10 protein-coding genes and 1 pseudogene are annotated in these 13,213 nt (G+C 57.5%); 1 reads left to right on the plus strand and 10 read right to left on the minus strand.

All coding sequences use genetic code 11. The features are described 5' to 3' along the window. Positions 1-54 precede the first annotated feature (54 nt). The 5 genes and pseudogenes from HAH_RS01750 to HAH_RS01765 form a co-directional block, all read right to left on the minus strand. The gene (locus HAH_RS01750) at positions 55-1,047 is read right to left on the minus strand and encodes a glycosyltransferase family 2 protein (RefSeq protein WP_044951633.1); all 993 of its coding nucleotides are present in this window, start codon (positions 1,045-1,047) and stop codon (positions 55-57) included. Between the two features lie 161 nt (positions 1,048-1,208). Continuing rightward, positions 1,209-1,421 (minus strand): polysaccharide deacetylase family protein, encoded by a 213-nt coding sequence (locus tag HAH_RS20120; RefSeq protein WP_233425842.1) that lies wholly within the window; start codon positions 1,419-1,421, stop codon positions 1,209-1,211. Positions 1,422-1,748: 327 nt separating this feature from the next. Further along, positions 1,749-2,216: pseudogene (locus tag HAH_RS20455) on the minus strand (polysaccharide deacetylase family protein); the annotation flags it as partial. Then, positions 2,194-3,918, minus strand: a complete 1,725-nt coding sequence (locus tag HAH_RS01760; RefSeq protein WP_233425843.1) for a right-handed parallel beta-helix repeat-containing protein — start codon at positions 3,916-3,918, stop codon at positions 2,194-2,196. The pseudogene HAH_RS20455 and the gene HAH_RS01760, both read right to left, overlap by 23 nt. Positions 3,919-4,019: 101 nt before the next feature. Beyond that, entirely contained in the window at positions 4,020-5,342 is a 1,323-nt protein-coding gene (locus HAH_RS01765) for a twin-arginine translocation signal domain-containing protein (RefSeq protein ID WP_014039362.1), read from the minus strand. A 213-nt stretch (positions 5,343-5,555) separates the two neighbouring features. Here HAH_RS01765 and HAH_RS01770 point away from each other — a divergent pair, with 213 nt between their 5' ends. Beyond that, entirely contained in the window at positions 5,556-6,764 is a 1,209-nt protein-coding gene (locus HAH_RS01770) for a glycosyltransferase family 4 protein (RefSeq protein ID WP_014039363.1), read from the plus strand. On the opposite strand, the gene HAH_RS01775 is transcribed toward HAH_RS01770, so the two are convergent. The 5 genes from HAH_RS01775 to HAH_RS01795 form a co-directional block, all read right to left on the minus strand. Then, complete coding sequence (locus HAH_RS01775; protein WP_023843105.1) at positions 6,739-8,157, minus strand: oligosaccharide flippase family protein; 1,419 nt, start codon at positions 8,155-8,157, stop codon at positions 6,739-6,741. The genes HAH_RS01770 and HAH_RS01775 overlap by 26 nt on opposite strands. Positions 8,158-8,285: 128 nt before the next feature. After that, entirely contained in the window at positions 8,286-9,341 is a 1,056-nt protein-coding gene (locus tag HAH_RS01780; RefSeq protein WP_014039365.1) for a DUF354 domain-containing protein, read from the minus strand. 151 nt (positions 9,342-9,492) lie between these two features. Then, positions 9,493-10,473: a DUF1616 domain-containing protein gene (locus tag HAH_RS01785; protein ID WP_233425844.1), complete on the minus strand. Its 981-nt coding sequence runs from the start codon at positions 10,471-10,473 to the stop codon at positions 9,493-9,495. 6 nt (positions 10,474-10,479) lie between these two features. Continuing rightward, positions 10,480-12,216 (minus strand): hypothetical protein, encoded by a 1,737-nt coding sequence (locus tag HAH_RS01790; RefSeq protein ID WP_228841583.1) that lies wholly within the window; start codon positions 12,214-12,216, stop codon positions 10,480-10,482. A gap of 546 nt (positions 12,217-12,762) precedes the next feature. Continuing rightward, a complete protein-coding gene (locus tag HAH_RS01795) occupies positions 12,763-13,209 on the minus strand; it encodes a hypothetical protein (protein ID WP_014039368.1) in 447 nt (148 codons plus the stop codon). Positions 13,210-13,213 lie beyond the last annotated feature (4 nt).

Genomic DNA, 13,213 nt, shown 5'->3' on the forward strand with positions numbered 1-13,213 from the left:
GGGATTTACTCCCTCTTTGTGGCAGGAGTGGTCGCTGGGTCCTGCCAGAGACACTCAGTCACGCACATCCACCTCTGTCCCAGAACTCTTCCGGTGGTCGAGGACCACTCCGAGCGAAAAGACGAGGACGCCAAACAGGTTTGCGAGCGCCGCCGCTGTAAGTCCAGTGTCTTGTGCCAGCCCCAGTACGCCGGCGACCAGTCCGACGCAGATCGCACTGAAACCAGCGACGTAACACAGTACGAGCGGGTAGACTCCCTCTCGGACGTATGCTCGATCCAGTCGTGAACAGAAGTTCCGCACCAACAGCCACGAGACCTTTGGAATGTACTCCCGGTAGCGAATACTCGACTCGGCTTCATCGTACTTCGCTGGCATCGGAACATCTGCAACCCGCATCTCACTGACGCTGAGTTCCACAAGCAGATCGTTGCAGTACCCGTAGTACTCGTACATCTCGTCAAGGTCGATCGCCAACAGCGCCTGCCGTGATATGGCTGTATACCCGTTCTGGGGGTCTGTTATCCTCCAATAGCCCGACGCGACCCTTGTCAACGCTGTGAGGATCGCATTGCCGACAAGCCGGGCACGGGGCATCGATTCACGATACGCCGGTCTGTGGAGACGGTTACCCTTCGTGTAGTCCGCCTCGCCGTCGATGATGGGATCGAGGAATGAGTCGAGAATACTCGGGTCCATCTGCCCATCACCGCCCATCACGGCAGTTACGTCAATGTGGTCCCGCAACGCATGGCGGTAGCCTGTTTTGATCGCGCCACCGACGCCGCGATTGGTTTCGTGGCGTATCGGGCAGACTCGCTGTTCAAACCCACCATCTGTTTGCACGGATTGCTCCGGATTGGATGGGGCATCCGCCTGGTCCAGTCTTGCGTGTGCCTGAATTTCTGTCCATGTGTCGTCCATCGAGCAGTCGTCGATAGCGTAAATCCGGTCGACGTATTCCGGAATTGTATCGATGACAGTACCGACAAGTCCTGCTTCGTTGTACGCTGGGACAACCACACCAACAGTGTGCCCTCTATACATCCTCACCCATCAGGCTGAGACAGTCAACTGGCCCCACCAAGGCCTCGCTCGATCGCCTAGCACATATGTATAGTATCATATCTCTCTGCTAACTCCACAGATAGTGTGGCGATGGCTGACTCTCAGTTAATTATAAGTTCATTATCGGTAGAAGGATATCCTTACCAGGTCTGCTGCGGGGCCGAGCCGACAGTCCGCTGTGCGACTGTCTCCATGGTCCGGACCGCGAGACCCGGCCCACGCTTTTGATCGATATATGATAATACCGACTCCATCCGCTTGATCCCCGCGTCGTTGATGAGATTGTTTGGATGAAGCCAGAGGTGGAAGATTCCATCACCACCGTCGACCTGATCGACCCCTCGCTGGACCATTTTGACAACGGGGTCAGCCCACAGTGTCTCTGTTATCTGGCGAGCCCATCCTTCGAAGCAAAACAGTAACAGCGACGCCGGGATCTCAACGAGTCCATGCTCGTCGACACGAGGATGGACAATGGGCGGCGTAATTCCTAGCGGCGAGCCACTGACGGCCCGAACCAGTGGCGTCAATCGATTGTCGGTGTGCCAGCACGGTGGTTGCCGCCCACGGTAACAACGAAAACCCGATCTCGCAAGGACATCGCGATGTGCAACACGGTTACGTGGGAACACGAAACTGGACAACTCAATTCCGCAACGGTCGGCGAGCTTGTGACACCGCCCCAATTCGGCCGCCGCAACAGACTTCGAGGCCCTGCTAGACTGGAAATTAACGTGCGAAAAGGAATGACAAGCGATTTCGTGGTCGACTGTCGCGTCGGCAACTGTGTCAATGAGATCCGGCGCGCACCACAGTTCCTCATGCTCTGAGGGCCGTTCTCTGTCAAACCACGCCGCATTGAGCGGGTGGTTCGGGTGTCGACCATCACAGTCTTCAAGGAACAAGTGGCCAACGACCGCCCAAGTGGCGGGAAGATCATACTTTTCAAACAGGTCCAACAACTCTAGCCACATCTCTCGGGCGCGCGCGAGTCGTCGCTCTGGTAAGACCGGGAAATCGACAAACCCCCATGCGAGTTCGGCGTCCAGCGAAATGACGACGGTCCCCATCGATTGGGTGTCTTCAGGATCTAGGGTGTTAGTAACGTTCTCCTTAGAGTACTTTTTAGCGCCGTGGACACCCCACATCGCCGTCAGGAATGTTCTGTCCGTAGTGGTTGTTCCCGAAATGAAGGTTTGTTAATGATTCGACATGTGGCTGGATGACTGCTTCGTTACCCCGACCCGCCGATGGCTGCTTTGGGTTGTAAAACCAGTTGTGGTGGATCTCACCACGGTCTTCGGGGACGCCACGGATGCTGACGTGCGTTCCCGGTTCCTCAGGATGTTGACCAACGTGTCGGAGGGGCGTGAAGGTGTTATGATGGATCAGCAGCGTCGTTCCACCCGGCTGATGTGTTCCGACCTGGTAGGATGGTGTTTCGGTGCCGCCAAAGTGATTGTATCGGACCTCGTATCCGGCCTCCCCGGTCCCACTCGCAACAGAATGGCGATTAAAGTTGAATCTGTTGTACTCTATAAGCGTATTGTCCCCGTCTAAACATTGGATACCGTAGCCCAGTCCGCCCATGGGGTTGTCGTGGATATGGCAGTGATGGATATGTGTCGACGTTCGGAGTTTGAGTGCTGCGTGGTTGAAACCCCATAGCTCGGTGTTGTCGATTTCACAGCCTGCTCCCTCAACGGTGACGCCACTGGATACCGGGGTACCGTACTCGCGATATCCGGTTTCGGGTCCACTGATCCGGAGTCCGGTCAATCGGACATCCTCGCTCAGGCCCATGAGGTGTTCATAATCGATGACGCCAGTGGAGATCTGGCCACCCGACGCGCCGTCGATACCACGGTTAGAAGCGAGGGTTACTCCGGTAGGCACAGTTAGCCGGTCACTTCCGGTAACTGGTGAGGCATCAATGGTAGCGTCGCCAGCAACGTAGACAGTATCGCCGCGGCCGGCAGCATCCAGTGCAGTAAGCAACTCGGAGAGTGTCTCGACTACGTAGTTGGCATCTGACTCAGGAACCGTGTTGGCATACCCGCTGCCACCGCCGATCTCTGTAGCCGGATCTGGAGACCGCTCAAACGGCGAGAGGTCGATCTGCTTCCCATCAACGTATACCGCAGCGAACGGCTCAACGGGCCCGAAGTCGACAATCTCGCCGGAAAAGTAGTACTGGTCGCCGTAGCCGTTACCAGTATATCCGTCGATCGTCCAGGTGTCGTCGTCGTTACGGACGATGCTGTCATTGTCGTCAGCGGCGTTTTCCGTATCACCAGTACACGGAATCGGCTCACCCGTCGTCGTCAGTTCGTAATCGAGTTCAGAAGGGTCTTCCGTGGTCTGTATCTCAACGACGTGGTCAGCAGGCGCAACTACCTCCGAGACTGTCACTACCGCTCCGTCCAGCCGGATTTCGTAGTTCCCACTGGCATTGAAACCGGTAACGATACCGTTGATCTCGTAGCTATCGCCGAATCCATTGCCTGTCCGCCCAATTGCAGTCCACGTTTCGTCGTCGTTTTTCGCCACGCTATCGTTGGCCTCTGCTGCGTTCTCGCCGTCATTTACCGGGACGATCTCGCCTGTTGTAGTGAACTCGTAGCGCACGTCAAGGGAGCCAGTCTCGCTTTGCTGATCCGTTGAAATTATTTCGAGAGTACGAGAAGATGGCATTCCAAGTCCATTCGGAATCATCGGTACTGTACTTGCAGCCAGTATGCCTCCCAGTAGCTGCCTTCGTGTCAGTAGTGACCGTCCCTCTTTGGTGGAGTCCGCACTAGAACTGGCCCCATCATAACTGTGGGGTAGTATGTAATCCTTTTCGACCATTCAGGAGTACATTACTAATAATGGAATAAAGCGTAATTACGACTACCGCATCTTTCGAGGCCAAGTAACTACCAGTTACGATTCAGTTGGCAGGAACAGATTCAGACAGTAAGCCGAACCTTCCGCACGGATGAGTCGATAAGAGACAGCGGCTCGCCGGGAACCTGAATGGTTGAGTCGGTTATTAGGCACTCGTCTGCACTGGTGAACCTAACTCCATCGCGCCCCGCTCCCGACTGCTTGATTACGCAGTCCCGCAGTACTGTTCTGTCTCGATCAGCGATAACAACGGCAGCACCGTCGGCTGCGTCGCCAGTCACACTAACGTTCTGGAGAGTAAGTGGTGCCCCGGTGCCGCCACTGTCCCCACTGATGGCCCTGACCGCATTGTACTCGTCTTTGTCGACGTGGATCGTCGTGTTGCGAAGGGTTGCAGAGTCGTGGTCGGGGTGATAGACGATAGCACCGAATCCGGGGCCTGCGTCACTAGTGATAGTGATATCACAGTCGCTGATGAACTGCCCGGACTGGGCACGTAGCCTGATGCCGCGGACGTTTAGCTTCTCCAGTGACGGGTACGGTGGTACCGAATCGACGCGAACCGTGACTCCGTAAGCCGTCGATCCGGTCGATCCCAGCCGAACGTTAGCGATGTTGTTATTTGCGTACAGACCCCCTCTGACGTGTACAACGCCGTCCCGACCCGTATAGTTCCGACTGCTTCGGCCCGGTGCGGAGGCGTAGAGTCCGTTATTGGGGAAGTTAGCGACAGTGCAGTTCTCGAACCGAAGTGTCCCGGCGTGGTTTTTACCGACGAAGACACCAACACCGTTCCCCCCTTGATGTCCACCGTCGGGGGCAGAGACATCTCTCACAACCCCTGTCGAATCCGGGTCGCGCACGTCAAACCGGAACCCGACATGTGGTGTCGTCCGGTCCTGATCCGGCAATTGACCACGGATTCTGAGGTCCTGAGCCAGAAAGTCACCATTAGCAATCACCCTCAGGGTGTTTCCGAATCCCGGCCGTGAAAAGTCAAATGTCAGTCCTTTTAAAAGAAGGTCTTCGATACCCTCGAACGTAATGAGTGAGCGCTGATCGCTGGCTGGTGTCGCGGGCTCAAACAAGACCTGCGCCTCGGGCTTCGCTCGTAGACCCAAGTTACGAACAGGGCCGACGTCGAGGGAGCCAAGACGGTACCTTCCCGCGGGGAACTCGATGAGTGTATCATCATCGATGTACCCCTCGAGGACGTTGTCGATCCGTTCCGACCCATCGGGGTCTGCACCCGCTGCAATGGCGTTGACGACAGTGTCGAATCGCGACTGGGTCGTGACAGTCCCGGGGTAGCTAATACCGACTGTCAAGGCCGTAGCGGCGATCCCCTTAATAAATCTCCGCCGCGTCCGCTGACCTCCATTCATTGCTGCCTGTAGCCGTCTGAGGTATTATATAATACACCCCTTACCATCGATAGGTCGGGTGGCTCTCGCTGCCTTCCCGTGCGGTCTCCGGGTTGTGTGCGCATAACTCCCCTTTACTTATGACCGTAACCGTAGACTTTCGGTGCAAATGATAGCAGGAACAATCACACGAGGCACTCGACCCGTACCGGTGGGTCTGTAACCCCTGAGCCGATGGCACAGCGTCGCTCTCTCCTATTGATTCATCACCGCGATGTTAGGTCACCGTTCAGCGCGACTGTCCCACACTACATCTCGACAAAGCTTGCAGCTACACACACTGTTCATGTCATCTGTAGCGCCGACAAAGACCACGATGCAGGCGGTACTGGTAACACGTCAGTCGTTTACCATCCGATCCGAACCGGCAATACCCGCCTCGTTTCGACGATAGCGTTCTTCATCATCGCCACACTGTACGCGACCGTACTCGGGGCTCGGCATCGGTTCGATGCCACCTATGGCTTCCAGAGAACCCTCGTTCAGGCATGGGTTGGCGCTATTGCTGGTGACTCGCGCTTTGTCGCTGGTCTTCAGGTGGTTCCGGTCCGACAGAAGCGTGACTTTGTCATGTCTAGACAGGCAGATATGTCGCCCGCGGAGCGCCTCTCCGTCATGATCTGGGCAGGGTACGCCGCCGCAGTCAAAGTGGCTTTGCAGCGGTGTGATCAGGTCACCTGTTTGACTGAGGGGATCCGTCAAGTCACCGAACAGGAGTACGGGCTGGACCTCTCGTCGGCGACAGTCATCGGAATGGGCGTTGATACTGAGACGTTCGAGCCCGCTGACGGACGACAGACTGGTGACTCCTTCTCTAGACCACTGACCGTGACATACGTTGGATCGCTCGGCGCAGCCAGGGGGCTCCCACACGTTATTGAAGCGCTCGCAGAGTGTGGCGAGACGTTTGAGTTCCATATCGCGGGTGATGGCCAATCCGGTTACATCGATGCAATGCAGGCAAAGGCTGCGAAGTTGGGAGTGGCTGACCAGATCGTCTGGTACGGACGAGTGCCCCACAGTGACGTCCCAGGGCTGTTGACCCGGACTGACGTGGCCATTTCTCCGCTAGAGGATATCGAGTCGTATCGAATCAGTTACCCGGCGAAACTGCTCGAATACATGGCAGCCGGCGCAGTCGTCATGGCAACAGATATTCCGCCACACCAGCGCCTGATTACGGACGGAGACAATGGGCTCCTGTACGATGGAACAGCAACGGGGCTTTGCTCGGCGATCGAGCAGTGTCTCGATGACCCGGCTCTTGCCGGTCAAATCGAGCGCACGGCCAGAGAAACTGCTGAGGCGCATGACTGGGACACTGTTGTCGACAAACACGCCGTAGCGCTGTTCCCAACTACGCCCAACCAAGCGACCCCATAGCCTGCCGCAACTGGATTCGGATACCGGAGTTAGCCAACAACAGCCCGGCGTAACTCAACACGCCGACTCCGAGGCCAACGCTGAGACGAAGCCAGCCGGGATCGAAGGGACGAATCACCAGCGCAACCGTACCAGCCATCAGTGTCGCCGCGATAGCGCTCCAAACGATTCGTTTACGGGGGAGTGGAATGCGGACGAACTGCCGCACGTAATAGATTGACACCACGGCGGCCGCCGCCGCGCTCAGAGTCGTTGCGACCGCTGCTCCACGGATACCGAAAGACGGAATGAGCGCGAGATTAAGAACAACGTTCGCACTGATAGCGACGACACTGCCCCGGTAGCCCAGTTGCGGCGCATCCATTGCGTACAGTGCCGGACCGATAACAAGCTGTACTGACCGGAGGATCTTCTCTAGCATAAACACAACCAGCACAGGATAGCCCGCGGCAGCCGCGCTTCCGAAGATAGTAGTCAAAAGATCGGGGCCAAGGACGACTGCACCGGCGAACGCTGGAATAGTCGCGTACAGCGACAGCTGAACCCAGGTTCGGAAGGCGTCTTCAATGCGTTCAAACCGGTCCCGGTCGTGCCATCTTGAGATCTGTGGGAACAACGATGTGCGGATAGCGTTGGTCAACAGCAGCGCGACAGCGGCAACCCGCCAGGCGATTTCGTACACACCGACCAGTGATACCGGGACGAACAGACGGAGGATCGCCACGTCGATCCACTCGTAGACGATTCCGCTGACACTCCCGACGAACAGGTACCGCCCGAATCCAACGAGTGCGTGCGCCCGGTCCAGTCGAGGCCAGCCCACTCTGATATCGAGCCGTGCCATGGCTCCGAGCGCGGCCGCGAGGTCGCCCAGCACGAACCCGAGAACGAGGCCACTTGCACCCATTCCATTTACCACGAAAACGGCACCCGTTCCAACCCAGGTCAGCTTCCCGAATACTTTCACCGCTGCGTTACGCTCAACCTGGAATTCCCCCGCGAGCAGGCGCAGCGAAAGCTCTCGGACCTGTCTGATGACGAGGCCGGTGACCAGAATGGGTACAACGCCCGGAATGCCGATATACTGCTCAACATAGGAGGCAAATGCCACTAGACCGGCCAGCCACGGCAGCACCAGCAGTGTCTTGACGACGAGTGCCGTCCCGAGAACCTCGCCCATCGGGGCAGCAGCCGAAAGCTGTTTTTCAACCGCCTTCGAGATGCCCAGATCAGCGGGGATATTGAGCATCCCAATGACTGCCTGAAAAAGAAAGAACGACCCGATAGCCCCAGTGCCCATGGCTCGAGTGAACCCGGCAACCGCTGCAAACTCGATGATCGCGAGTGCGATATTTCCGGAGAATAACTTCAGGACGGCCGTTCTAACTTCCATATAGCAACACCAGTACCTCGTGGACTGCGCTGGTATCCATTTGTTAGCAGGGGATTATCTAGCTATAGCAAGGCGTACCGCGATTGAAACCGATGCATACCGACGGGATAGACGGTGCCTGTATCGGTTCAATCGTTACCACCAGTTCGGATAAGCTCGACCATGTGCTCCGTTACGTCACGCTGCTGTGCCAGGAGCCGCTTACGTTCGCGCTCCCAGCGCTCCGCGTCGTCGTCAGACAGCAGAGAGTCGGCCCGGTCGATGGCCGCTGTCCCATCTGTATACGAGTACAACAGCTCCCGCTCCTCCAGTTCGAGGAAATTGTGCATATCGTTGTCTCCGACGACGGAATTTATTCGGATAGCTGGTGTCCCCAGCAGGGCAGCCTCAGTTGGCATCGTCTGTGAATCACCGATATAGAGGTCGGCAAAGTAGAGGAGGTCATGGACCAGATGCGGCGGGACAGCGAGCTGATGCCGGTCGTACTCTGTCGGCAAGTCCCCCTCACAGGTAATATACACCTCGCCCCGATCACATAGCTGCTCAACGAGCTGTGACCTGGCGTCCGTGTCGAGTCCCTTTTCACCGATATCGTGGTACGCATCCCAGCCCGCCAGTCTGACCACGGTGTAGGTCGCATCTGGGTTGACACCGTGGGCTCGTAGACGCTCTGGGTCCGGCTTGAACCGGTCGGGGTGGAGGTACGCTAGCTCCTGGAACCCGACCGTGTGTGACTGTCCAAAGGGAACGTGAAAGTCCATCCCCGGTGGCGAACAGATATCGTCGACGAATGGGAGCGTGAGTCCGTGATACAGCAGCCGAACCGTCCGCGGGCGAAGGACTGTGTCCATGTACACAAGGTTCCGACAGCCAAGCGCAGTGGCGACGTGGACCGCTGGCGGGGCCAACCGCGCGACGATTACGGAGGGATCAAACTCACGGGCCAAGTTGTAGAGCCGCCGCTCTCGCTTCGCAAGCTCGGCTGTCAGCTCCACTAGCCCGTCGCTTTCGGTGGTAAGTGTGACGTAGTCCAGTCCCTCGGCCGAGAGCAGGTCAACCGTCATCTCCTTCTCGCGAGCAGCCACGAGCGTCTCGAAGCCCTCTGCTTCGAGCTCCCGGGCGGCATATTTGAAAAGATGGACCTGTGCGGGATGATTGACGCTGAACAGGACTCGTTCACTCATCGGCTGTCTCTCGTCGACGTTGCAGTTTCAGAACTGGGTCCCTCGTGGGCCAGTATCCATCGGTGCATAAGATCTAGTATTCCTGCAAGCGATGGCCAGTAATTTATACTCGAATTAGCTGTCGAGAGTCCGAGGCTATACGCGGATGGGGTCATGGTAATCGTACCTCGACAGGGACAGACACCACTCTGAGTGCATTGTCCCGCGTGGGTGTTTCCGGGGCTTGTCCCTCATACAGGAGCACGACGACGGTGCCGTTGCCCGACGGTCCATCGAGTTGCACGCTCACGTCGTCCGTTACCGGGATCGACGGTCGAGCGGTAACAGACGTCCGCTGCCTGACTGACCAGGAACCGGAGCCGTTCCCCGACTGGCGCTCAAATCCGACAACGTACGTGTACTCTTGGGACGTATCGCCGTGGTGTTCGATTTGGACTGTGTAGTTACCCGTATCACCCGGGAAATAGACGCCCTGGTAGCCTTCGATGGTCACATTTCCTGCAGCGTTCTCAGTTCCGATTGCGAGTTCGGCGTTCGCCGTTGCTCCGTTTCCATCGAGAACCACTACGCCAGCGACGGTGACCAGTACCACTGCAACGACGGCGGCCAAAACCGGTAACACGTCGATACGTGACTCGATGCCGAGCACTTCGCGTCCAATCCCGCCGTCCACCGGCGGCTCCCAGCCTGTAACAGTCCGCCGGCCCGCAGCGACGGCACAGCACCCAACTGTCACGGTAGCGGCGACAGCACAGATCAGCGAGAGGCGAATCCGAGTCACCATCGAGAGGCCATACAACACCATCGGAAGTCCCGATGCGCTTGCGACAACTGCGAGTGTCACACGTTCGACCGGGACAAGCCCGTTTAGCCGGTTACGAGGTCGCGTAGGCGGGGCTCGGCTATCGCTTGTGACTGATTTGACAGTCAAGCTTGGGAAGATCGCAGCGACCAGAGCATATCCCGGCGCGAACAGCAACACTGGCAGGGCAACGGGGATCCGTGCCGTCGGTCCCAGCCATCCCGGAGACTGCAACACCGAAGCCACCACGGTCGTATAGCTGGCGACGAGTAGCAAATCGGCGTACGGCCCCGTCCGGTGTAGCAGCCGGTTACACAGTGAGTGAATCATCGGTAGCTACCCTGACACCTCGAAAGTACGGCAGTACTGGACCGCCCCATTGTTATAAACTACGGCCGAATCGGACGGACAGACGAGTTCCCTGTCAAGCTGTACTTTTTTGAACCGACCGTTAGCAGTGATGATTGGCGACCCAGTGGACTGATAGCGCCGGTACACCCGGTCTCTGCTCTCAAAGCCACCGCTATCGGTGTCGTACTCTAACGGCCGCGACGACTGGTTTTGCCAGAGTGGAAACACCATCCGGTAAGGGTGATCGGTCACGACTGTACTCCGATCCTGTGGCCGGAGCGCTGAGATCGATTCCACCGCGGCCAGCTCAGATTCCGTGTGTGAGTACCGCGGGTATGCTTCCTCAAAGGCAGGGTTCTCGAGCGTCGCCTTACGTGAGACGAAGACTGACCCGGGGAACACAAGCGCGAGAATCAGCATACAGGCGACGACAGTACGGGTCCCAAACTGTTGTGTGACGTATCGCAGGCCAAATACGCCAACGATTGCCATCAGGACATAGAGGAACGCGAACCATCGATCCGGAATGAAGACGTTGATGCCAAACAATGGGAGCCCCAGTGTGAATACAAGCATAATCCCCGCGCCGACAACAAATATCGCGGAGAGTTGGGTGAGGCGGTGTCGCTGAAGCAACACCAGTAGTCCCAGCACTAGCAGACACAGCAGGATCGAGAACCCCATTGCGTCAACGAGAGTCACTGCAGTGGGGACATCTTGCACGATTGAGGCGGGCAGTTTTTCACTGGCGGCGTTACTGCTGCGCAGGTTGAGGAAGCCGGCACCTGAGAGGTCGCTGCTGAGCAGTACAATCATCCGGCCGATGAATGACTGGTCTCCATAGGGCGTAACCGACCAGAACCCCATTGCCAGTACCGTCGTCGTACCGAACAGTCCAATCGTGTTTACCGTTGGAATCTCCGAGGGGACGCGGTCCGCGACGCCACTGAGATAGTCCGTATGGTCTGTGACGAACTTGGCGACGACACCGGCACCAAGCAGTGTAAGCACGATGAACGTCGACACCTGATGGACCAGCACGACCGACAGACAGCAGTACAGCGTAAGCGCATACAGTGGGCGTCGGGTGTCGGTGTAGAACAGCTTCGTTAGTCCGAACAGGACGGCGGCGAAATAAACGAGCCCAAGACTGTTCGGGATAACGTCGATACTCCAGCGCAACATATAATCGCTCATCGTGAACAACGCTGCAGCGAGAAGCGAGCCCCGTACTGCCAGCATATACCGGGCTGTACTGTATACTAGTAGTGGCGTCATCGGAATGACGAGTGCGACGCTCGCAAACATGGCTGTCCGGAGACTGGATCCGAACAGCGCCGCACCGCTGACGACGAGTATGTGATACACCGGCGCCACCGAGTACTTCGACTCGGAGATAGCAGCGGTTGTTCCGGCGGACTGTATGTCCGCGATGAACTGGGTTACGTGAACCCATGTGTCGACGCCAATGAATCCTGGAGTGGTCAGCAGGGCAGTGTACTGGATCACGAGCAGGAGCCCGAGCAGTTCTGCGAGCACGACCCGGGGGCGCAATGCCGATGTCTCAGCGAAAACGATCTGCGCAATGATTGCCGTGCCAATGACGCCGCTCACGAGATGGAACTGAATCGTCCGGCCGTTCTGGAGAGCCCCAAGCAACGCCAGGGATCCAATTCCAACGATGACAGCCGTCTCTACGACCCGTACCGCGTTCTTTCCCACGAACGCTGTCGTGTGCGTGCGTGCTTCGTCGGTTCGTAGCCACCCCGCCAGATATGTCAGGCCAGCAACCCCACCACATAACGGGACTATGAGAACAAATATCTCTGTTGTGAACAGCACCAGTGGCGCGAGCAGTACTGTGGCAACTATTCCGACACAGGCGATAACAACGTCTCTCGGAACGGACTTGCGACTGATTTTCGGGACCGACGGCAGATTCATGTTTGGCCGTCAGCTGTCCTCCACCAGATCATGGTCCCCCCTTGCGTGATACGATACTTTGTTAACCAGATCTTTCGGCGTAACCAGCCTGAAAACGGCTACTTTCCGCGAATGAATGTGTAATAATACCACGGCACACAGGCGTGGTGAGCAAAGTCCGCAATCTCTCGCTAGTCAGACATTTCGGGATATGTTGTGTACCGCCTAAGAGGTGCTCTACTCTCTAAAAAACCGGTAATGAGGCGTTATTAGACTGATGAGGCTTCTTTCGGGGCACCCTGTACACTGGCTGTCGTCCGCTATCGATAGCGGGAACATATGGACCTACTCGGAGTCAGACTCAGCAGCCATCATGTGCTGTTCCCGGTAGGTATCAAGCAGGTAGTTGTCCCAGACGAGGTCTCCGAGGACGTGGGCGTACAGGACGAGGGCGGTAAACAGCGATAGCGGCTCGGAGACGAGCCAGAGGCCGACCACGACCACGCCGCCGATGAGGTGATGGCTGAGGAGCCGCTGGAGCGGCCAGAGGTCCTGCGGGCCGAATATTACGTCCTGGTCGAACACCACTATCTCGGGGTTCCGGAGACAACGGCGGAGGGCGGCCCAGTCGCCGGTCTCCAGTCTGGCCACGGCGAAGTGGTCAAAGTCGATGGCGACGCCGACGACGACCGCGTAGCCGACGGCGGCCCACCACGGAAGGGGGACCGGCAGGACGGCAACGCCGACGGCCCCGACGGCCGCGGAGACGATGGCGTGATCTCGGGAATACATACGT

It is taken from the genome of Haloarcula hispanica ATCC 33960 (assembly GCF_000223905.1).
In the GTDB taxonomy this organism is placed as follows: Archaea; Halobacteriota; Halobacteria; order Halobacteriales; family Haloarculaceae; genus Haloarcula; species Haloarcula hispanica.

Excerpts from the sequence above, each read along its gene's own strand:
- HAH_RS01795 (WP_014039368.1), bottom strand. The coding sequence starts at position 13,209 with ATGTATTCCCGAGATCACGCCATCGTCTCCGCGGCCGTCGGGGCCGTC.
- HAH_RS01775 (WP_023843105.1), bottom strand. The coding sequence starts at position 8,157 with ATGGAAGTTAGAACGGCCGTCCTGAAGTTATTCTCCGGAAATATCGCA.
- HAH_RS01760 (WP_233425843.1), bottom strand. The coding sequence starts at position 3,918 with ATGGTCGAAAAGGATTACATACTACCCCACAGTTATGATGGGGCCAGT.
- HAH_RS01765 (WP_014039362.1), bottom strand. The coding sequence starts at position 5,342 with ATGAATGGAGGTCAGCGGACGCGGCGGAGATTTATTAAGGGGATCGCC.
- HAH_RS01750 (WP_044951633.1), bottom strand. The coding sequence starts at position 1,047 with ATGTATAGAGGGCACACTGTTGGTGTGGTTGTCCCAGCGTACAACGAA.
- HAH_RS20120 (WP_233425842.1), bottom strand. The coding sequence starts at position 1,421 with ATGGTCCAGCGAGGGGTCGATCAGGTCGACGGTGGTGATGGAATCTTC.
- HAH_RS01770 (WP_014039363.1), top strand. The coding sequence starts at position 5,556 with ATGGCACAGCGTCGCTCTCTCCTATTGATTCATCACCGCGATGTTAGG.
- HAH_RS01780 (WP_014039365.1), bottom strand. The coding sequence starts at position 9,341 with ATGAGTGAACGAGTCCTGTTCAGCGTCAATCATCCCGCACAGGTCCAT.
- HAH_RS01785 (WP_233425844.1), bottom strand. The coding sequence starts at position 10,473 with ATGATTCACTCACTGTGTAACCGGCTGCTACACCGGACGGGGCCGTAC.